The 20,215-nt window shown below is 72.3% G+C and carries 14 protein-coding genes and 1 pseudogene; 6 read left to right on the plus strand and 9 right to left on the minus strand.

Annotated features, from left to right (window positions below; all coding sequences use genetic code 11):
* Positions 1-39: 39 nt before the first annotated feature.
* The gene (locus IO36_RS05570; RefSeq protein WP_037616711.1) at positions 40-1,122 is read right to left on the minus strand and encodes an NADH-quinone oxidoreductase subunit B family protein; all 1,083 of its coding nucleotides are present in this window, start codon (positions 1,120-1,122) and stop codon (positions 40-42) included.
* 450 nt (positions 1,123-1,572) lie between these two features.
* Here IO36_RS05570 and IO36_RS05575 point away from each other — a divergent pair, with 450 nt between their 5' ends.
* Positions 1,573-3,279 carry a subtype B tannase gene (locus IO36_RS05575; protein WP_051900017.1) on the plus strand — a complete coding sequence of 569 codons (1,707 nt, stop codon included), beginning with the start codon at positions 1,573-1,575 and terminating at the stop codon, positions 3,277-3,279.
* A 322-nt stretch (positions 3,280-3,601) separates the two neighbouring features.
* On the plus strand, positions 3,602-4,801 hold the full coding sequence (locus tag IO36_RS05580; RefSeq protein ID WP_037616712.1) for an oxygenase MpaB family protein: 1,200 nt from the start codon (positions 3,602-3,604) through the stop codon (positions 4,799-4,801).
* A gap of 78 nt (positions 4,802-4,879) precedes the next feature.
* On the opposite strand, the gene IO36_RS05585 is transcribed toward IO36_RS05580, so the two are convergent.
* From IO36_RS05585 to IO36_RS05600, 4 genes and pseudogenes are all read right to left on the minus strand, one after another.
* Complete coding sequence (locus IO36_RS05585) at positions 4,880-6,076, minus strand: TetR/AcrR family transcriptional regulator (protein ID WP_037616714.1); 1,197 nt, start codon at positions 6,074-6,076, stop codon at positions 4,880-4,882.
* A gap of 328 nt (positions 6,077-6,404) precedes the next feature.
* Complete coding sequence (locus tag IO36_RS05590; protein ID WP_037616716.1) at positions 6,405-7,496, minus strand: NAD(P)-dependent alcohol dehydrogenase; 1,092 nt, start codon at positions 7,494-7,496, stop codon at positions 6,405-6,407.
* A 137-nt stretch (positions 7,497-7,633) separates the two neighbouring features.
* Positions 7,634-8,098 (minus strand): annotated as a pseudogene (locus IO36_RS05595) (DUF4334 domain-containing protein); the annotation flags it as partial.
* A gap of 39 nt (positions 8,099-8,137) precedes the next feature.
* Positions 8,138-8,860: a TetR/AcrR family transcriptional regulator gene (locus tag IO36_RS05600; protein WP_037616718.1), complete on the minus strand. Its 723-nt coding sequence runs from the start codon at positions 8,858-8,860 to the stop codon at positions 8,138-8,140.
* A 334-nt stretch (positions 8,861-9,194) separates the two neighbouring features.
* On the opposite strand from IO36_RS05600, the gene IO36_RS05605 reads away from it, so the two are divergent.
* The 3 genes from IO36_RS05605 (at position 9,195) to IO36_RS05615 (ending at position 13,221) form a co-directional block, all read left to right on the plus strand.
* Positions 9,195-10,220, plus strand: a complete 1,026-nt coding sequence (locus IO36_RS05605; RefSeq protein ID WP_037616720.1) for an LLM class F420-dependent oxidoreductase — start codon at positions 9,195-9,197, stop codon at positions 10,218-10,220.
* A gap of 370 nt (positions 10,221-10,590) precedes the next feature.
* A complete protein-coding gene (locus tag IO36_RS05610) occupies positions 10,591-12,423 on the plus strand; it encodes an AMP-dependent synthetase/ligase (RefSeq protein ID WP_037616722.1) in 1,833 nt (610 codons plus the stop codon).
* Positions 12,424-12,594: 171 nt separating this feature from the next.
* On the plus strand, positions 12,595-13,221 hold the full coding sequence (locus IO36_RS05615) for a TetR/AcrR family transcriptional regulator (protein WP_037616723.1): 627 nt from the start codon (positions 12,595-12,597) through the stop codon (positions 13,219-13,221).
* Positions 13,222-13,272: 51 nt separating this feature from the next.
* Here the strand turns inward: IO36_RS05615 and IO36_RS05620 are convergent, their stop codons facing one another.
* Both IO36_RS05620 and IO36_RS05625 read right to left on the minus strand, forming a co-directional pair.
* Positions 13,273-14,778: an aldehyde dehydrogenase family protein gene (locus tag IO36_RS05620; RefSeq protein ID WP_037616725.1), complete on the minus strand. Its 1,506-nt coding sequence runs from the start codon at positions 14,776-14,778 to the stop codon at positions 13,273-13,275.
* Positions 14,775-15,752 (minus strand): oxygenase MpaB family protein, encoded by a 978-nt coding sequence (locus IO36_RS05625; protein WP_051900019.1) that lies wholly within the window; start codon positions 15,750-15,752, stop codon positions 14,775-14,777. Before IO36_RS05625 ends, IO36_RS05620 begins: the two co-directional genes overlap by 4 nt.
* Positions 15,753-16,258: 506 nt before the next feature.
* Here IO36_RS05625 and IO36_RS05630 point away from each other — a divergent pair.
* On the plus strand, positions 16,259-17,578 hold the full coding sequence (locus tag IO36_RS05630; RefSeq protein WP_037616728.1) for a glycoside hydrolase family 16 protein: 1,320 nt from the start codon (positions 16,259-16,261) through the stop codon (positions 17,576-17,578).
* 115 nt (positions 17,579-17,693) lie between these two features.
* Here the strand turns inward: IO36_RS05630 and IO36_RS05635 are convergent, their stop codons facing one another.
* Both IO36_RS05635 and IO36_RS05640 read right to left on the minus strand, forming a co-directional pair.
* The gene (locus IO36_RS05635) at positions 17,694-18,671 is read right to left on the minus strand and encodes a UDP-glucuronic acid decarboxylase family protein (protein WP_051900021.1); all 978 of its coding nucleotides are present in this window, start codon (positions 18,669-18,671) and stop codon (positions 17,694-17,696) included.
* Positions 18,672-18,688: 17 nt separating this feature from the next.
* Positions 18,689-19,996 carry a UDP-glucose dehydrogenase family protein gene (locus tag IO36_RS05640; protein ID WP_037616730.1) on the minus strand — a complete coding sequence of 436 codons (1,308 nt, stop codon included), beginning with the start codon at positions 19,994-19,996 and terminating at the stop codon, positions 18,689-18,691.
* Between the last annotated feature and the right edge of the window lie 219 nt (positions 19,997-20,215).

Here is a 20,215-nt window from a genome sequence, read left to right on the forward strand (position 1 = left end):
CACCTTCCTGTCGAGTGTCTGCTCAGCGGGCAACCGTGGTCACCACGGGGCCTTGTAGCCGGTCGTGAGCTCCTCGCTGCGGCCGCGCCACTTCGGTTCCTTGTCGACGGTCCGCGCGGTGATGTTCCGCAGCCGCCGGATGACGGATCCGTAGATGCCGCTCGCCGTCGCGGACACGTGCCCGCCCGGCGGCTCGTCCATGAACGGCATGAACTTGTCGGGGAAGCCCGGCATCGTGCAGGCGATGCAGATCCCGCCGACGTTCGGGCAGCCGCCCACCCCGTTGATCCAGCCGCGCTTGGGCACGTTGCACTTGACCACCGGGCCCCAGCAGCCGAGTTTGACCAGGCACTCGGGAGATCCGTACTCGGTGGCGAACTGCCCCTGCTCGTAGTAGCCGGCGCGGTCGCAGCCCTCGTGCACGGTCGCCCCGAACAGCCAGGTCGGACGCAGTTCCTCGTCCAGCGGGATCATGGGGGCCGCGCCCGCCGCCTGGTACAGCAGATAGAGCAGGGTCTCCGAGGCGTTGTCCGGGTGCACGGGGCAGCCCGGGATGCAGACGATCGGAATGCCCGCCTGGGACTTCCACTCCCAGCCGAGGTAGTCCGGCACGCCCATCGCGCCGGTCGGGTTCCCGGCCATCGCGTGGATCCCGCCGTACGTCGCGCAGGTGCCGATGGCGACGACGGCGAGCGCCTTGGGGGCCAGCCGGTCCAGCCACTCGCTGGTGGTGATCGGCTGCCCTGTCTGTGGATCGTCGCCGAAGCCGCACCAGTAGCCCTCGGGCTTGACCCGCTCGTTCGGGATGGACCCCTCGACGACCAGCACGAAGGGCTCCAGCTCGCCCCGGTCCGCCTTGAAGAACCATTCGACGAAATTGTCGGCGCCCTCCACGGGCCCGCACTCGAAGTCGATCAGGGGCCAGTGCACCGCCACCTTGGGCAGTCCCGGCAGGGCGCCGAGCGCCAGTTCCTCGATGCTCGGCTGGGTCGCGGCGGTCAGCGAGACCGAGTCCCCGTCGCAGCTCAGCCCCGCGTTGATCCAGAGAATGTGGACGGTCGGGTCCTCCTGCGCGTCGTCCTGCGCGGCCGGGCCCGCCGTCGTCGCGGTCGGGGCGTCCATGAGCCCTCCTGGAGTCAGCTCATTCAGGTCATACGTGTCGATAAAGCCTTCTCCATGGTGACCGCCAGGGGCGTCGGCGGTAAGTGCGCAGCGGCCTTATCGGTGCGACGCACCCTCGCGGCGAAGCGGCCCTGGGGCCCTCCGGGTGGCGGCCCCGGGGGCTTCCGGGGCGGCGCTCCCAGGGCTCTCGGGCCGGCGCCCCCGGGCCTCTCGGGCCGACGCCCCCAGGGCTTTCGGGCCGCGCGAAATGTTTGCAAAATTGCTGGGTATTTTGTTAACAATCTTGTAGCGTGCGTCACGCCTTGGGCCCGAGGTGTCAGCGGAACACTCGATACTCGACCAGAGGAGACCCTCATGGAGTGGCTCTCGGAATCCTCCGAGCGCGGCGCCGCCCGACCGGCGGGTGGACGGGCAGGACGTTCCCCCGGCCGCAGGCGTCTGATGCGGGGGATGGCGATAGCGGGCTCCCTCGCGCTCACCGCGATCGCGGCACCCTCGTCCGCGCTCGCGGCCCAGGGGCGGGCCGCGTCGCACCCGTACGGTGCGGACCCGCAGGACGCCGCCCTGGCCTTCGACACCGGCGCGTACAAGACCCTCACTGTCACGGTCGACGGCCGGCCGCTGAAGGTACGCGCCTACAGCGAGGTCTGCTACGTCGCCGACCCGGTCGCCGCGGCCGCCCAGCAGTCCGGCATCTTCGGCACGACCACCATCAGCAACACCCGCTGCGGCTACGAGAGCATGAACGTCTTCGTGCCCGAGAGCGCCTTCACCGACCAGCGGGCGCCCATCTACTTCGCGGTCAACAACGCGGGCTGGATGGCCAGTTACATCCGGGCGAGCGTCACCGACGGCTCGTCCTACAGCAGCACCACCAGCAACGTCGGTGCCGCGCTGAAGGCCGGCTACGTCTTCGTGGACGTCGCCAACCGCAGCCGCGGCCTGACCGGCGCCGACGGCTCCTCGCCGGGCAAGGCGCCCGCCGCCGCGGTCGACGCCAAGGCCGCGGTGCGGTATCTGCGCCTCAACGACGCCGTCATGCCCGGCAGCGCCGAGCGGATCGTCGTGAACGGCACCAGCGGCGGCGGCGCGCTGTCCTCGATCCTGGGCGCCTCGGGCAACAGTCCCGCGTACGACTCCTACCTCGCCGCGATCGGCGCGGCCGGTATCGACGCCCGGGGCCGCAGCACCCTGCGCGACGACGTGTTCGCGGTCAACGCCTACTGTCCGATCACCGACCTGGGCAACGCGGACACGGCCTACGAATGGCTGTACAACGTCCTCGGCACCCGTGACGCGACCGGGTCGAACGCCGCTCCCCAGGACGCCGCCGAGATCGCGGCCGGGTTCCCGGCGTACGAGAAGAGCCTCGGGCTCCGCAACCCGGACGGATCCAGGCTGACCGCCGGGACCATGCTCGACACCGTCGAGAAGGAGGTCGTCCGCTCCGCCGAGGCGTACATGAAGGCCGACCCCGCCAACACGATCCCGGCGCTCGGGGCCACCTTCGACATCACCTCGGGCGGACCCGGCGGCTCCACCACGAAGTCGTACGTGAACGACTGGATCGACGTCGACAACGCGGCGGACAAGGTGTTGTCGGTCGACATGACGAAGTACCTGAAGTTCGTCGCCACCCAGGCCGCCCTGAAGACGACACCGGCCTTCGACGCCGTGGGTGTGCACGGGAACACCACCAGCGGGACCGAGACCAACCTCTTCGGCCCGTACACCCAGAAGTACATGAACTACACCGAGTGGAGCTGGAACCACAACGACGTCGCCGGGGACGGCAGCGGCACCGACGACACGGGGCTGACCTGGGACCAGTACACCGCCCGCAAGAGCACGACCCTCGACGACCAGATCCATCTGATCGACCCGATGGACTTCATCGGAACGAACGCCGACACCGCGCCCAACTGGTACGTCCGCAACGGCACCCGGGACCGGGACACCTCGTTCATCGTCTCGGTCAACCTGGACCGGGCGCTGGAGGCGGACAAGCAGGTCGAGGACGTCGACTACCGGCTCGCCTGGAACCAGCCGCACGCCGGCAACTATGACGTGCCGGAGGCGATGGCCTGGATCGCCCGTGTGGTCGCGCGGTCCGGCGACCCGCTCGCGGCACCGCACCACGGCGCCTCTCGGCAGTAGGACCTCTCGGGCCCTGGGGCCCGTCCGACCCCGCGGGGTCCCGCGCCTCCCGGCCGGGACCCCGTTCTCTTGACCGGGACCCCGCCCCTCTTGGCGGGGCCCCGCTCCGGTGCCGACCCCGCTCCCCGCCAGGCACTCCCTCTCGGGCCCGATGGCGTCGCCGACAACGCTCCGCCGCCACCATTGCCCACGGCAACGTACCTCGCTATGTTAATCGAAAATCACATCTGTGCGACATGATTCATCGTGCACGCGTCGCGCAATATGCAGGTCTGCCAAGGCAATTGGGACTGTCTGACCCCTCAGGGAAGCAGGTAAGTCAATGGAGAACCTCAGCAGGCGAAAGGCGCTGTCGCTCGGGGTCGCGCTCGGGCTCGTGGGCGTGGCCAACCCCCTCCAGGCGTGGGCGTCGACGGGCTCGGCGGCCGGAGCCGCCGCGGGAACCGGTCCGGAGTGGATCTGGGACAGCGCGGCGGACCCACTGATGGCCTCGATGCTCGACAACGGACACGTGCCCGCGATCAACTCGGCCTGGGCGTCGTGGGTGAACAACGACGACCCGCTGCCCACCGGCGTACCGGCCGAGTTCACCGCGTACCTCAAGCAGGTCAACGCGCTGCCCTCGTGGGCCGACCCGGTCAAGCTGACCCGCGCGGCCGACTTCAACCGGCGCCGGGACACGTACCTCTTCATGCTGTACGGCCTCGGCAGCGGGATCATGAGCACCGTGATCCCGCGCGAGGCGCGGAGCGTCTACTGGTCCGCCGGCGGCGCCAACATGCAGGACCGCGCCGCCAAGACGTTCACCTTCGGCTATGACCTGTCCCAGCTCGGCGCCTTCGAGCCGACGGGACAGTTCGTCGTCACCGCCAACAAGACACGCGTCGTCCACGCGTCGGTGCGGCACCTGCTGCCCCAGTCGCCGCACTGGAAGGCGGTCACCGACGAGACCACCCCGATCAGCGCCGCCGACATCCTGGTCACCTTCCACAGCCTCGGCACGTACGTGCACCGGAAGCTGCTCGACTGGAAGATCCCGTTCCCGGCCGCGGACCAGGAGGCGTTCCTGCACGCGTGGCAGGTGGCCGTCCATCTGCTCGGCGTGCCGGACGAGCACATCCCCCAGACCTGGGCGGCCGCCGAGCAGCAGTCGGCGCAGGTGCTCACCCCGATCCTGACCCCGACCACCGAGGGCGTCGAAATGGCCGAGGACCTGCTCGGCCTGACCGCTCAGATCGACCTCGGTGTCACCCGCGGGTTCCTGAACGAGTTCGTGCGCTACGTCCTCAGTGACCAGGTCGGCGACTGGCTCGGACTGCCCCGCGACTACGCCTCGGCGGCCCTGATCCGCACCGCCTGGCCGGCGTTCATCCTCTTCCGTGAGGGACTGTCGCCCATCATGCCCGGCACCTTCTACGTGTTCGACCAGTTCATCCGGGCCCTGGCCATGCTGTTCCTCAACAAGGGCGCCTCCGGGACCACCACGCCCATCACGATCCCCACCGCGAACAGGGCGGCCTGAGAAGACGGTCGCATCCGGCTGCGCCCGCCCTGTCCGGGGACGGACGAGGGGCGGGCCCAGACGGAGGCATGGGGAGGCTCAGAGACCCAGCGCGCCCGCGACCAGAGCGGTCACGGCCTCGCGGTGCTCGGGGCTGTCCCGCCAGCGCAGCCTCCGTCCCGCCTCCACGACCACGCCGAACCCCGCGTGCACCAGCACCCGGGCCTGACGCGGGTCCAGTTCGGGCCGTACCAGCCGCAACTGCTGCTCCCACACGGCGATGTGCTCCCGCTGCGCGAGGACCAGCGGCTTGCGCAGGTCGTCCGGGAGACCGGCGAGTTCCGCCTCGGCGACGCTGTTGAGCTCCGTGCACTCGAAGCTGTACGCCACGTACGTCGCCGCCAGCGCCACGACGGCCTCACGGGGTCCCGTCACGTCCCGCAGACTCCGCTCCACGCCCTGCCCGAGCAGCCCCGCCGCCTGGAGGCACGCGGCCGCCAGGATGTCGATCTTGCCGGGATAGTGGCGGTAGAGCGCCGACGGGGCCAGCCCGACCGCCTCCGCGATCTGTCCGTTGGTGACGTTGGCGAACCCGTCCCGGGCGAACAGCGGGACGGAGGCCGCGAGGATCTCCGCGCGCCGGGTGCGCGGCACCGGTCGGGCGGGCAGCTCGACGGGGTGCGCGCCCGAGGGGCCCGCCGCCGGATCGGTCGCGGCCACGCGCAGCGCGGACGCCAGCAGCAGCTCCTCGGCGCGGCGCGCGGCGATGGAGGTGTGGTGCATCGTGACGGAACCGATCGCGCCGAGGGCCGCCATCGCGCGCAGCCGCCGGCCGGGCAACGGGTGCTCGCGCCCCACCGCCTCCTCGACCCGCTCGACGAGACGACCGAACTTCACCGCGAGCGCCCGCCGGTCCTCGCGGTCGAGATACCGGGCCTCCCAGCGGTACACCCCGCCCGACGCGCGATGGGCGACGGTGGTCCGGGTGACCGCGGAGAGCACGTCCGTCAGGGAGGCCCCGGGCGGGACCTCGTCGAGCGCGGCGACCAGTCCGTCCACCATGACGTGGGCGCACGCGGCGAACAGCGCGTACTTGTTGGGGAAGTGCCGGTACAGGGCCGCCGCGGTGATCCCGACGGCGGCGGCGACCTCCTCCATGGACGCGGTGTGGTAGCCGCGCTCGCTGAAGACCCGCCCCGCCGCGTCGAGGATGAGCTGTTTGCGGTTGCGCGGCCGGGTCGCCGTGGCCGGTCCTGCGGAGGCGCCCGAACGGGCGGACGGGGAGGCGGGAGCCATGCCGATCAGTCAATCACACACCGTCAGGAGGCCCGGCCCCCTCGGCGAGGACCGCGGGGGCCGGGCCGGCCCTCGGACCACCACCGCCACAGGAGCCCCAGTGGGGGCGGCGCGGGGCCGGTCTGCCGGAGGCGGGCGCCGGGTCGGTCGGTCGGCGGTGGGTGTCGAGCCGGTCGGTCGGCGGTGGGTGTCGAGTCGGTCGGCCGGATTTCGGGCACCGGGCCGGTCGGACCGAGGCGGGCGTCGGGCTGGTCGGCCCCAGACGGGCGCCAGGCTGGTCGGCCGCAGACGGGTGCCGGATCGGTCGGCCGGAGGTGGGTGGGGCCCGTCAGCCGAAGGTGAGGACCGGCTTGACCACGTCGCCGTCCCTCATCGCGGCGACGGCGGCACCGATCTCCTCGAACGGGAACGGGGTGACGATCCGGTCGAGCGGAAAGAGCCCCCGTTCGTACAGGCCGACGAGCTCCGGGATGAAGCGGCCAGGATCGGAGTCCCCCTCGATCACCCCGTGGACGCGGACGCCCTTGGCGAGCAGGCTCATCACGTCGAACGTCACCTCGTCGCCGAGGCCGACCAGGGCGAGCCCGCCGCGCGGGCGCAGCGCGGCGACGGCCAGCCGGGCCGTCTCCGGACGGCCGGTGGTCTCGACGACGTGGTGCGCGCCGCCGCCGGTGAGGTCGCGCAGCGCCGCCACCAGGCCCTCCCCGGGGGCCAGGGCCGCCTTGGCGCCGAGCTCGGTGGCCAGGGCGCGGCGGGAGGCGACCGGGTCGACCGCAACCACCGGGTCGCAGCCCGCCGCCACCGCGGCCGTCAGCGCGCTCAGCCCGACCCCGCCCGCGCCCAGGACGACCAGCGAGGAACCCGGTTCGGGGCGCAGCCGGTTGAGCACCGTTCCCGCGCCCGTCTGACCGCCGCAGCCCAGCGGCGCGGCGACGGCGGCCGGCAGGCCGGAGGGCACCCTGACCGCCCCGCGGGCCTGGACGACGGCGTGCGTGGCGAAGCTGGACTGGCCGAAGAAGCCGGCGCGGAGCGGTACGCCGTCGAGGCGGAGCGGGGTGGTCCCGTCGGCGCGCCCGCCGGAGAGGTTCCGGGCCCGTGCCTCGTGGCAGTAGGCGGGGTGGCCCTGCGCGCACTGCTCGCAGGAGCCGCAACTGGCGAAGGTGAGGCAGACCTGGTCACCGGGTGCCAGGCCCGTCACCTCGGCGCCCACCGCCTCCACCCGGCCGGCGCCCTCGTGCCCGAAGACCATCGGGGTGAGCCGCCCGGGCCAGGTGTCGCGCATGGCCAGGTCGGTGTGACAGATCCCGGCCGCGGTCATCCGCACCAGCACCTCGTCCGACCGAGGCTCCTCCAGCTCCGCGTCCCGGACGGTGAACGGGGCGCCGGGCGCCTCGGTGACCGCGACGCGGACCCGCCTCACGAGTCCTCTCCGGCCCGGGTCCCCGCGCGCCGGCCGTCCGTCGTGCTCTCGGATCCGGTCCCGGACCCGGTCTCGCCCGCGGTCTCGGCGGCCGACGCGTGAGCGGTCGCGGACGTCGTCTCGCGATCGGCCCCGGGAGCGCGTTCCAGGAAGAAGTAGAAGAACGGGCCTTCGGCGGGCACCCCCTTGACGTTCATGATCCCCATCAGCGTGGTGTCGTCCACCCGCTTGAAGTGGTCGAACACCGGCTGGCCGTCGTAGACCATCGTGGCCGTCGCCTCGCCGCGGAACTCCACGGTCCACAGGCTGGCCTCACCCTTGCCGAGCTCACGGTCGGAGAACAGCGCGCCCGTTGCGTCACGGCAGATGAGCGGTTTGGCGTCGTGCACGGAGGCGAACGTCTTGCCGTACCAGCCGGCCTTCTCCAGGGCGCCGTTGAGCGGGTGGCCGGTGCGGAACTCGCCGCCCTTCCACTCGCCGAGTATCTCCTCGGGGCGGACGGTGGCCAACGCCGCCCAGATCCGGTCGAGTTCGGCGGGGTCGACCGGTCCGTCCTGCTCCCGCAGCTCCCGGAAGCGGGCGCGGGCGTCGAGCGGGTCCATGCGGGGTGTCCCTTCGGTCGGGATGGCGCCCCGGGCGCGTCACCCGGAGGCGCGCGGAGCGGAACGCCGGGAGGCGGGGGTGCGTACGGGGGAGGAGTGCCGCGGGAAGGGGAACGGAAGGTCGCCGGTGACCGCGCCCGGGTGACCCACGGTGCCGAGGCTCAGCAGGACATGGCGTCGGGCGACCTCCTCCGCGGTGAGCGGGCCGTCCTCCCGGAACCAGTTGGCGACCCCCTGGCACATCACGAGCACCGAACGCACCGCGTCGGCCGGGATGGGCGTGGTGAACACGCCCTGGGCGCGGCCCTCCTCGACCGTGTCCAGCAGCATGTGCTCCAGATAGTCGCGCAGGGCGACGTACCGCTCCCGGTTGCGGGACTCCAGGCTGCGGATCTCCGTGTCCAGGAAGGCCAGTTGGCGCCGGTGGGCCATGGAGAGCACGATCGACTCGACCATGCCGCAGAACCGCGCCAGCGGATCGTCCCCGGCCTCGCCCGAGGCGGCCCGGCAGCGGTCCAGGACGTCCTTGATGGACGTCTCCAGCAGGGTGGCCAGCAGGGCCTGCTTGTTCTCGTAGTGGTAGTACAGCGCCGGCACGGTGACGCCGACCCGGCCCGCGATGTCCCGGACCGAAGTTCCGTGGTAGCCGTGCTCGTTGAAGGCTTCCATGGCGTGGGTCAGGATCGGGTGCAGGGTGAGCGGCCCGTACGAGCGCCAGTGCTCCGCCGGTGGCGTGGTGTCCTGGCTCGGCGCGGTGTTCAACGGCTCTCCTCGGGACGGGCGGCGATCGGCGACATCGTACGGCCGTGCGTCCGGAACGTCTCTCCTCCGGTGCTTAGCGATCGATCAGGCAACCGGGGCGACCGGCACCCGGCCTGGTGTCCCTTCCCCGTCTCCTGCCTCCAAAAACTGGTGCTGTACGCGGAGTTGACCGACCGGCGTCCTGCTTCTACGTTCTTTAGCGAACGCTCAGTACGTCTCCGTTGTGACGGCGGTGAGTTCGTCCCGCGTCGAGGAAGGAACCCATGAGCCAGAACTCCCCGGGCCGTCCCGCCCGCGACCGGGACGCGTCCGACGCACCGAAGGACCGCTGCTGATGGAGCTCTCCTCACCGCTGACGTACGCCGGTGATCCGCGTGCCGCGGCGGACCGGGCGGCGGCCCTGGAGAGCGCCGGCCTCGACGCCGTCTGGGTGGCCGAGGCGTACGGCTTCGATTCCCCGACGGCCATGGGCTATCTCGCCGCGCGGACCGAGCGGATGCGGATCGGCTCGGCGATCCTCAACGTCTACTCGCGCACCCCCGCGCTGATCGCCCAGACCGCGGCCGGACTCGACGCCCTCAGCGGCGGCCGTGCGCTGCTCGGCGTCGGCGCCTCCGGACCCCAGGTGGTGGAGGGCTGGCACGGCCGCCGCTACGACCGCCCGCTCGGCCGCACCCGCGAGGTGATCGAACTGTCCCGGCGGATCTGGCGGCGCGAGGTGATCGAACACCACGGCATCACCGAGCTGCCCCTGCCGTCGGAGAAGGGCGGCACCCTCGGCAAACCGCTGAAGCTGCTGAACCACCCGGTCCGCGGCGTCATCCCGGTCTACGTCGCGGCGCTGGGCCCGGCCAACGTCCGGATGACCGCCGAGATCGCCGACGGCTGGCTGCCGTTCCTCTACGTCCCCGAGCACGCCGCCGACGTCTGGGGCCGCCCGCTGGCCGAGGGCCGTGCCGCGCGCGACCCCGCGCTCGGCCCGCTCTCGGTCGTGGCCGGCGGTCCGCTCGCCGTCACCGACGACGCCGAGGCCGTCCACGACCTGATGCGTCCCACCGTCGCCCTGTATGTCGGCGGCATGGGGGCGCCCGGCCGCAACTTCTACCACGACCTGGTCTGTTCCTACGGCTACGAGTCCGCCGCGGCCGCCGTCCAGGAGCACTACCTCGCGGGACGCAAGAAGGACGCGGAGGCCGCCGTACCGGCCGAGCTGCTGGAACGCCTGTGCCTGGCCGGCCCCGAAGGCCACGTCCGCGACCGGATCGAGGCCTTCCGTGAGGCGGGCGTGACCATGCTCAACGTCACGCCCGTCGGCCCCGACCCCGCCCGGCTGATCGAGCGCGTACGGAACTGGCTGTGAACGGGCGCGACCGGGCGCGTACGGAACCGGCTGTGAACGGGCGCGACCGATCTTGTGCTGAACTGGCCTTCAGCGAGGGCGACTTGACCCCTGTGCGGCGCCCGGCACCCGGCGCCGCCCCGACCCGACTCGGAACGCCTCCCCCCGGCGGTCCGCCTCCGTAGCCCTGCGCCCTCGACGGTTCCCGACCCGGCCGACTCGCGCTCGGACCGACTTCGGACCTGACCGACTCCGGACCTGACCGATTCCCGCCCCGGCCGACTCGTGATCCGGCCCGGGGCCCCACGGCGCCCCGTGCACCCGGTCGCGGGGGCTCCCCGCCGCGCCGGTCGCACCAGACGTTTCCCCACCGGCCCGCAAGGAGGACCCGATGACATCGGCACCCAGCACCACCGGCGACCCGGCCGCCGACCCGGTCGAGCGGACGCTGCCGCAGCTCCTGGCCCGCAACGCCCGGGAACACGCCGGGCTTCCGGGTCTGTCCTGGCAGTCCGCGGACCCGGACGGTGCGTGGGCGACGCTGAGCTGGGCGGAGATCCACGAGCGGACCCGGAGCCTCGCCGCCGGTTTCCGGGCCCTCGGCGTCGGCCGCGGCGACCATGTGCTGATGATGATGGCCAACCGGCCCGAGCACTGGCTGTCGGACCTGGCCCTGGTCCGCCTCGGCGCCGTCCCGGTCAGTGTCTACGGCACCGCGGCCCCCGAACAGATCGCCCACATCGCCCGCAACTGCCGGGCCCGCGTGGCCGTTCTGGAGGGGGCGGCACAGGTGGCCGTGTGGGAGCCGCTGCTGGCCGACCCTGGCACCCCGCTGGAGCGGCTGGTGGTGGTCGAGGCGGGCACGGCGGGAGGCCATCTCCCTTATGCGGCACTGCTGCACGAGCCGGTGCCCGAGGAGTTCGGCAAGGAACTGGACACCGCCCGCCCCGAGGACCCGCTGACCGTCGTCTACACCTCCGGGACCACCGGTGAGCCCAAGGGCGTCGTACTGACCCACCGCCAGGTGATGTCCAACGCCCTTGCCCTGGATGCCGTGGTGGACCTGCCCCCGCACGTCGAGCACATCTGCTACCTGCCCTTCGCCCATATCGCCGAGCGGATGCTGGGCATCTATCTGCCCTGCCACCGGGCCGCGCACGTCCTGCTCTGCGCCGATCCGACGCGGGTCGGCGAGGTGGTGCGCAAGGTGCGTCCCGCGCAGTTCTTCGGGGTGCCGAGGATCTGGGAGAAGCTGTCCGCCGCGGTGCGGGCGATCCTGTCGCTGATGCCCGACGAGCAACGGGCCGCCATCGACGGGGCGTTCGAGGTCGCCCGCGAGCACGTGGCGTACCGCGAGCGCGGCGAGACCCCGCCCGCCGAGCTGGAGGAGCGGTACGCGAAGGCCCGCGCGGACGTGCTCGTGCCGCTGCTGGCCGCGGGCGGCCTGGACCGGGTGACCTGGTCGGCCAGCGCGTCGGCGCCGATGTCGCCCGACGTGGTGAGGTTCTGGGCCGGTTTCGGCATCGTCGTCATGGACGCCTGGGGGCTGACCGAGACCGCCGGCGTGGCCACCGGCAACAGTCCGAAGACCGGATTCCGGCTCGGTTCCGTGGGGCGCCCGGTGGACTCCGTGGAGCTCCGGGTCGCCGGGGACGGGGAGATCCTCGTGCGCGGCACGTCCGTGTTCTCGGGCTACCTCCAGCCCGACGGCTCGGTGCGGTCCGCCCTCGACGCCGACGGCTGGCTGGCCACCGGTGACATCGGGCGGATCGACGAGGACGGCTTCCTCTGGCTGACCGACCGGAAGAAGGAGATGATCATCACCTCCACCGGCAAGAACGTCTCGCCGGCCCTGGTGGAGAACGCGCTCAAGGAACACCCGCTGATCGGCCAGGCGATGGTGCACGGCGACAACCGCTCCTACCTGGTCGCCCTCCTGGTGCTCGACGCCGAGGCCGCCCCCGCCTGGGCCGCGTCCCACGGTGTCGAGACCGCCGGGGGACCGGCCGCGCTCGTGCAGCACCCCGCGGTCCGGGCGGAGGTGGACCGGGCGGTGGCCGCCGCCAACACCCGCCTCAACCGCACCGAGCAGGTCAAGCGCTACGAACTGCTGGCCGAGGAATGGGGCCCGGCGACCGGCGAGCTGACGCCCTCGCTGAAGATGCGGCGCCGCGTGATCCGGGACAAGTACGCGGACGAGCTGTCCGGGCTCTACGAGGACTGACCGACCAAGTGCGACACCTGCCGCCCGTCCCCCGATCCCGGGGGGGGGGGGGGGCGGCATTCGCGTTCGTACCACGCGGGAGTCGGCGCCCGGTCGAGCGGCACGTTACAAAGATATGGTAGATGTATCAGAGACTCTGGAGGGCCGTCTGCCGGTATCGTGAGGGGCACCATGAGAGCTGACACCAACGACGCGTTGCTCGCCCGGGCCCTCGACCGGCCGGATCCCGAGGACCGTACGGAGCGCCGGATCCTCGACGCCGCCCTGGAGCAGTTCACCCTCCTGGGACTGCGCCGCTCCTCCGTGGACGACGTCGCCAAACGGGCCGGCGTCTCCCGCGTCACCGTCTACCGGCGTTTCCAGACCAAGGACAAGCTGGTCGAGGACACCCTGCTGCGCGAACTCGGCCGGTTCTTCGGGAAACTGGACGCGGCCGTCGCGGCACTGCCGACCATGAAGGAACGGGTCGTCGAGGGCTTCGTGGTCGCCCTGCGCCACACCCGTGCCCATCCGCTCTTCGGCGGCCTGCTGCGCCTCGAACCCGAGGTGGTGCTGCCCTATCTGACGGTGCAGGGCAGTTCCTCCCTCTCCGCCACCGTCGAGTACCTGACGGTCCATCTGCGGCGTGCGCAGCAGGCCGAGGGCCGTCCCGAGGAGGACCTGCGCCCGGTCGCCGAACTGATGGTCCGGGTCGCCGTGTCCTTCCTGCTCAACCCCGCCGGCTGCATCGAGATGGAGGACGAGGACCAGGCCCGGGCCTTCGCCCGTCGCTATCTGGCCCCGCTCCTGGACGCCTGACCGACTCCTGCACGCCTGGCCGGCGCCCTGCCGCCGCGCAGGCGCCGCCGTTCAGCGGCGCCTGTGCAGCGCCTGCGCCAGCCGTATCGCCCGCTCCCGGGTGGCGGCCGGAACACCGAAGGAGGTCAGCACGACCGGCGGGGTGAACCGCTGGACCGTCGTCGACTGCACGGAGGTGAAGGCGCGCAGCCCCTCCTCGCCGTGGATCCGCCCGAAGCCGGAGTCCTGCGCACCGCCGAACGGCAGCGCCGGCACCGCCGCGAAGCCCAGCACCGAGTTCACCGACACCGCCCCCGCGCGCAGCCGCGCCGCGATCGCCGCCCCGGCACGCCCGCTGCCGCAGAACACCGCGGCCCCCAGCGCGTAGCGCGAGGAGTTGGCCCGCTCCACCGCCTCGTCCACGTCGGCCACCTGATTGACCGCCACGACCGGGCCGAAGGTCTCCTCCGCCATCGCCGCCGAGTCCTCCGGAACGCCGGTCAGCACGACCGGGGCGACGAACGGGGCGCGCACCGACTCGGGCCCGCCCAGCAGGGCCCGTGCGCCCGAGGACAGCGCGTCGGCCACATGCCGTTCGACGACCGCGACCTGGCCCGGCAGGGTCATCGGCCCGTAGGGGGCGTCCGCCTCGGCGCCGGGGCGCAGCGACTCGGCCCGCCGGACCACCCGTTCACACAGCTCGGCGTGGATCTCGCGCACCGCGTAGACGCGTTCCACCCCCGCGCAGGTCTGGCCCGCGTTGCTCAGCGCGCCCCACACGATCGCGTCGGCGGCCGCGTCCAGGTCCGCGTCCGCGGTGACGAGGACCGCGTCCTTCCCGCCGCACTCGGCGAGGAAGGGGGTCAGTGTCTCGGCGCACACCGCCATCACCTTGCGGGCCGTGCCCGGCGAACCGGTGAACGCCAGCTTGTCGACCCCGGACCGGGCCAGGGCGTCCCCGGTGGAGGCCGCGCCGGTGACGGTGGTGAGCAGCCCGGCGTGCGCGGGCACGGCGGCGTCGAAGGTCTCGGCCAGCAGGACCCCGGTCCCCGGCGTCAGTTCGGAGGGCTTGAAGACCACCGCGTTGCCCGCGGCCAGGGCGTAGCCGATGGAGCCCATCGGCGTGTACAGGGGGTAGTTCCAGGGGCCGATCACACCGACCACGCCCAGCGGCCTGTGCACCAGCGAGGCCCGCTGGTGGACGGCGAACAGCCCGGTGCCGACCCTCCGCCGGCGCAGCACGCGTCCGGCGTTGCGGGCGGCCCAGCCCAGGTGCTCCAGGGTCAGCACGACCTCCAGCGCGGCGTCCCCGGCCGGCTTGCCGGTCTCCTCGGCGATGGCGCGAGCCACCGTGTCCAGGTCGCCGGCGAGCGCCCTCTTCCAGCGCAGCAGCGCGTCCCGCCGCCGGGACGCCGGCAGTGCCGCCCAGCCGGCCTGGGCGGCCCGGGCCCGGACCACGGCGGCGGAGACCTCCTCGGGCCCGTTCACCCGGTGCGCGGCGATCGGCTCGCCGGTCGCGGGGGAGTGCGTGGTGAAGGTCGCGGCGCGCGGTGCGGCGGCCGGGGTGGTCTCGGTCATCGGGTCTCCTGACGGGGAGCATGAGGGGCCAAGGGCTGCCCCGTGGTGGACGGCCGTTCCGGTCCGGGAGCCTGTTCCGCTCCGGGAGCCCGGTCGGGCGGCGTCTCGTCCTGGAGCGGGGTCGTGGGACGGGAGTGCGCCCAGTGCGGACCCAGGTCGTCCAGGGTCCAGCCGAAGGGGTAGGTGCGCGCCTCGGGTTTGCGCGGGAACCGCTCCGGCCGCGCGGGCAGCAGCCTGATCAGCACGGCCCGGGCGCGGAAGACGCGGTGGACGGCGGTCCGTAGCCAGGGCGGCTCCGGGCTGAAGCCGAGCGCCGTCAGCAGCGGTTCGTCCAGGACGGCGAGCGCGGCCCGGGAGGCGAGCCGCCGCACCGGGGCCGGGTACCACGCCGCCATGATCCGCAGGGTGGCCGCGGCGACCCGGCGGTTGGCGGGGTCGTAGGCGAACTTCTCGCGCTCGTAGTCGTCGTGGAGCCGCTCGAACGCGGCGTAGGTGTCGGGCACGCCGGAGATGCCCATCAGTTCGCCCATCCTCCGGCCCACCAGTGCCAGGCTCTCGGTCTCCTGCTCGCACAGACGTCGCCAGCCGTACCGGTCGATCCAGCGCTTGGGCCCCACCACCGTGGTGGCCAGGACGTAGAGGAAGTCCTCGTTGGCGATGCGGTACCGGCCGTGAATGCGGTTCAGATGGCGGGCGGCCGCCCGGCCGTGCTCCGAGTCCATCCCCTCGCGGACCATCTCGTAGGTGATCAGCACCGTGTCGTCGTACCGCTTCTGGCCCGCGCGTTCGAACTCCTGGGTGCGGTCCAGGAGCCGGGAGATGTCCGGGACGGCGTAGTCGCGCAGGAACGCGATCGAGGTCCCGTGCAGATAGTCGCGGGGGAACTCGTGATGGATGATCCACCGGTATATCCGCTCGAAGTCCTGCCGCGGATCCATCCGCCGGATGCGCCGGACCCGGCTGTAACGGCCCATGGGTGATCCCTCCTGCCGGAAGCGCGGCCCCCGGCTCGCGGCGCGAGCGGTGGGATCCGCGGACTGCTGACGTTCAGGGCGGGACGACGAAGGGAACACCCCTCGGTGAGTCGATGATACTGAAACTATTGAGTTGTTTCATCGGACGTCAAGGCTCCGGACGCGCGCACCTCCCGGCGGAGGCTCACGGGGTGTCAGATCCCACCAGTACGGTGCGCTTTAGTCGGTATGACCGAATTGCCCCATGGGGTGTCGGACATCACTGGGTTCCGCCCGATGCGGCCAACTCGGTTGCGGGGCAGGAACTTCCGGCGGATATGGCCGTTCTTCGGCGCCGGTGGGGCACTTGCGCATCGGGTGGGCCTCGCGCAGAGTCCATGACCGTTCAGTCCGCCATGGCCCACTTGTCCGGCACATGGTCCAGCTGTCGCATGGGGGCGAAAGGTCACGCGTACATGCCAATGAAGTGCACCATTGATAACCGGAAACATCGTCGTCCTCGCGCCATGCGCACCAAGTTGGGCGTGCTCGCGGTCACCACGGCCGCGCTCGCCGGAGGCGTCCTTACGCAGACGGACCAGGCTGAGGCGTCCACGCCCAACGTCGTGGTCGATTCCCTGTCCGTGTCGGCCGGAGCGAACGGGCAGTCCAAGGCCACGGCCACCGTCCACAGCGCCAGAACGATCAAGCTGCAGGCGCTCACCGTCGCCGTGCGGTCCGCCGACGGCAGCAACAACGACTTCCCCGGGGCCACCGCCACCACGCTGGGACCCCGGTCCGCCACCTTCACCTCGGGCTCCCGCACGTTCCAGCCCGGCAGCTACACGTATTACGTGGCGTACAAGGTCCGTGACCACTGGTACAGCGTCTCTCCGGTGAAGTCCTTCACCGCCGGCACCGGCACCGGGTCCACCGTGACGCCGACGCCGACGCCCACGGCCACGCAGCCCGCGTCCTCCACGCCGACGACGACGGCGCCGTCCACCCCGGCGGCCACGCCCCCGTCGACCACCGCTCCGTCGACCACCGCGCCGACTTCCTCGGCGCCCACGACGCCGGCCCCGACGACCCCGGCTCCGGTGTCGTCGGCTCCGTCGACCCCGGCACCGACGTCCTCCGCGCCGTCCACGACCGCCGCCGGTCCCGTCGGTATCCCCGGCACCTGGCACCAGGTGTTCGGCGACGAGTTCAACGGCTCCAGCCTCGACGGTTCCAAGTGGAACTCGAACTGGTTCGGATGCTCGGGATGCGTCACCAAGCCGCCGAACTCCGCCGAGGGATCCGCCTATTCGCCCTCGCAGGTCTCGGTCGCCGACGGGTCGCTTCACCTGAAGCTCGCCCAGCAGCCGACCACCGTCGCCGGCAAGACGTACCCCTACGTCTCCGGCATCGTGACCAGCAACAACAAGGCCCAGTTCACGTACGGCGCCTTCGAGGCCCGTATCTACACGCCCTCGTCCGGCTCGCAGATGGCCAACTGGCCCTCCTTCTGGGCGGACGGGCAGAACTGGCCGACGGACGGCGAGCTGGACGTCCTGGAAGGCCTGGGCGGCTCCGCCTGCTACCACTTCCACTCCACCGCGGGCGGTCCGGGCGGCTGCGCCTCCGGCACCTACTCCGGCGGCTGGCACACGTTCGGCGCCGAATGGAAGCAGGGCTCCGCCACGTACTACTACGACGGCAAGCAGGTCGGTCAGATCACGACGGGGATCACCTCGTCCCCGATGTACCTGATCCTGAACAACGCCATCAACCCCAGTCACAGCGGAACGAACATCGCTCCGGCCGACATGATGGTCGACTACGTGCGGGTCTGGCAGCACTGACCCCGCCGACGCGCCAGGGCGCCGGCCGCATCACGCGGCCGGCGGCCCCCGGGCTGTCGGCCCCCGGGCCGCCGGCCGCCCGGTGACGGCGAAGTGGTCCACGCGCCGTCCCGTGTCAGGCCGATCCGGCCGCGACGGCCTCCTCCGGGTTGCGGGCGTGGGCCCGCGCCTCCGCGACGAACCAGTCGACCGTGTGCCGGAGCCCCTCCTCCAGGGGTACCCGCGGCTGCCAGCCGAGGGCCTCGCGGGCCCGGGTGATGACCGGGCGCCGGCGGACGGGATCGTCCACGGGCAGCGGCAGATGGCGGAGCTCGCCGCGGGACCCGGTGATCCCCGTCACCAGTTCCGCCACTTCCCGAACCGTGTGCTCCTCCGGATTGCCCAGGTTGATCGGCCCGGGATCGGCGGAGTCGAGCATCGCCACCAGGCCGCGGACCAGATCGTCGACGTAGCAGAAGCTCCGTGTCTGGGAGCCGTCGCCGAAGATCGTCAGCGGCTCCTCGTCCAGCGCCTGGCGGATGAAGCTGGAGATCACCCGGCCGTCGTGGGGGCGCATGTGCGGGCCGTAGGTGTTGAAGATCCGGACGATCCCCACGTCGACCCCGCGGCTGCGCCGGTACGCCATGGAGAGGGCCTCGGCGAAGCGCTTGGCCTCGTCGTAGACGCTGCGCGGGCCGATCGGGTTGACGTGGCCCCAGTAGTCCTCGTTCTGCGGATGCACCGCGGGATCCCCGTAGACCTCGCTGGTGGACGCCAGGACGAAGCGCGCCTCCTGGCTCTCGGCCAGCCGCAGCATGTTCTCCGTTCCCCGGCTGCCGACCGCCAGCGTCTCCAGCGGATGGCGGTGGTAGTCGGCCGGGGACGCCGGAGAGGCGAGGTGGGCGACGGCGTCGACCGTCGCGGAGAAGCGGAAGCGCTCCGTGACGTCGCACGGGACGCAGCGGAAGCCCGGCAGGTCCAGCAGACGGGCGATGTTCGCCTTGCTGCCGGAGGAGAAGTTGTCCAGGCAGTAGACGGTGTCACCCCTGCGGAGCAGTTCCTCGCACAGGTGGGACCCCAGAAAGCCGCTGCCGCCGGAAATCGCCACACGCATGGGAATCGTCCTTCCGCTCAGCCGAGCCGGGGGCGGCCCGGGGCGCCGAGCCGCCAGCCGGCGGCCCGCCAGGCCTGGGGGTCGAGGGTGTTGCGGGCGTCGACCAGGGCAGGGGCGCGCACCACGCCGGCGAGCGCGGCGGGGTCCAGCTCCCGGTACTGGGGCCACTCGGTGAGGTGCAGGACGACATCGGCCTGCTCGCAGGCCTTCGTCACGTCGAGGGCGTACTGCAGCTCGGGGTACACGGCCCGGGCGTTGTCGATCGCCTCCGGGTCGTGCACCCGGACCCGGGCTCCGCGGCGGCGCACCTCCTCCGCGACCGCGAGCGCCGGAGAGTCCCGCACGTCGTCGCTGCCGGGCTTGAAGGCGGCCCCCAGGACCGCCACGTCACGGTCCTCGAAACTCCCGCCCGTGAACCGCTCGGCGAGGTCGACGGTGCGTCGGCGCTGCCGTGCGTTGATCTCGTCGACCTGGCGGAGGAACGCCACCGACTCGCCCCGGCCGATCTCCTCGGCCCGCGCCGCGAAGGCCCGGATGTCCTTGGGAAGACAGCTCCCGCCGAAGCCGAGGCCGGGCGAAAGGAAAGCCGGTCCGATGCGGGAGTCGCGGCCCATCGCCTCGGCGAGCGTGAGCACGTCGGCGCCCATGACGTCGCAGATCTCGGCCATGGCGTTGATGAAGGAGATCTTGGTGGCCAGGAAGGAGTTCGAGGCCACCTTGACCAGCTCGGCGGTCACCGTGTCGGTGACGACGAACGGCGCGCCGGCCGCCGTGAGGGGGGCGTACACCGCGCGCAGCCGTGCCTCGGCCCCGGCCGAGCGGACGCCCGCCACGATGCGTTCCGGCCGCAGGGTGTCCTGGACCGCGGAGCCCTCGCGCAGGAACTCCGGGTTCCAGGCGATCTCGGCGCCGCTCACGGCCAGCCGCGGGGCCAGCCGGTCCGCCGTGCCGACGGGCACGGTGGACTTGCCGACGACCAGCGCCCCCTCGCGCAGACCCGGCGCCAGGCCGTCCACCACGGCCTCGACATGACGCAGGTCGGCCGCGCCGGAGTCGGGCCGCTGCGGCGTGCCGACGCACACGAAGTGGGTGTCGGCGAACCGGGCGGCCTCCTCGAGCGAGGTGGTGAAGCGCAGTGTGCCCGCGGCCACCGTGCGCTGGAGCATCGCGGACAGCCCGGGCTCGTGGAACGGGGGGTGCCCGGCGGCGAGCGCGGCGACCCGCTCCTCGTCGACGTCGACGCCGAGCACCTCGTGGCCTGTCTCGGCCATGCAGGCGGCGTGGACTGCTCCGACATACCCGGTGCCGATGACTGTGAGGCGCATGTCTGTCTCCGAGGTTTCCGTCCGTATATTTACGGCGTATACGTACATAGTTACCCCAGGACGGGCTGAGGTCAACGGCACTGTGGAGAGATCCGTGGCGCGGCGGACCCGCGATCGGGCCGGTCACGCACGGCAGCGCCCCGCAGGCCCGGGACTTGCGGGGCGCGGGTGGGGCGCCTGCCGGGTGCCGGGGGAGTCCGCAGTCGGCGGCATCCCGCC

It is taken from the genome of Streptomyces aureus (genome assembly GCF_000725495.1).
Classification (GTDB): domain Bacteria; phylum Actinomycetota; class Actinomycetes; order Streptomycetales; family Streptomycetaceae; genus Streptomyces; species Streptomyces aureus_B.

What these genes read in the sequence shown, in the direction of transcription:
- IO36_RS05630 (WP_037616728.1), top strand. Translation starts at nt 16,259, where the DNA reads ATGCGCACCAAGTTGGGCGTGCTCGCGGTCACCACGGCCGCGCTCGCC.
- IO36_RS05640 (WP_037616730.1), bottom strand. Translation starts at nt 19,996, where the DNA reads ATGCGCCTCACAGTCATCGGCACCGGGTATGTCGGAGCAGTCCACGCC.
- IO36_RS05615 (WP_037616723.1), top strand. Translation starts at nt 12,595, where the DNA reads ATGAGAGCTGACACCAACGACGCGTTGCTCGCCCGGGCCCTCGACCGG.
- IO36_RS05625 (WP_051900019.1), bottom strand. Translation starts at nt 15,752, where the DNA reads ATGGGCCGTTACAGCCGGGTCCGGCGCATCCGGCGGATGGATCCGCGG.
- IO36_RS05585 (WP_037616714.1), bottom strand. Translation starts at nt 6,076, where the DNA reads ATGGCTCCCGCCTCCCCGTCCGCCCGTTCGGGCGCCTCCGCAGGACCG.
- IO36_RS05610 (WP_037616722.1), top strand. Translation starts at nt 10,591, where the DNA reads ATGACATCGGCACCCAGCACCACCGGCGACCCGGCCGCCGACCCGGTC.
- IO36_RS05580 (WP_037616712.1), top strand. Translation starts at nt 3,602, where the DNA reads ATGGAGAACCTCAGCAGGCGAAAGGCGCTGTCGCTCGGGGTCGCGCTC.
- IO36_RS05575 (WP_051900017.1), top strand. Translation starts at nt 1,573, where the DNA reads ATGGCGATAGCGGGCTCCCTCGCGCTCACCGCGATCGCGGCACCCTCG.
- IO36_RS05635 (WP_051900021.1), bottom strand. Translation starts at nt 18,671, where the DNA reads ATGCGTGTGGCGATTTCCGGCGGCAGCGGCTTTCTGGGGTCCCACCTG.
- IO36_RS05620 (WP_037616725.1), bottom strand. Translation starts at nt 14,778, where the DNA reads ATGACCGAGACCACCCCGGCCGCCGCACCGCGCGCCGCGACCTTCACC.
- IO36_RS05570 (WP_037616711.1), bottom strand. Translation starts at nt 1,122, where the DNA reads ATGGACGCCCCGACCGCGACGACGGCGGGCCCGGCCGCGCAGGACGAC.
- IO36_RS05605 (WP_037616720.1), top strand. Translation starts at nt 9,195, where the DNA reads ATGGAGCTCTCCTCACCGCTGACGTACGCCGGTGATCCGCGTGCCGCG.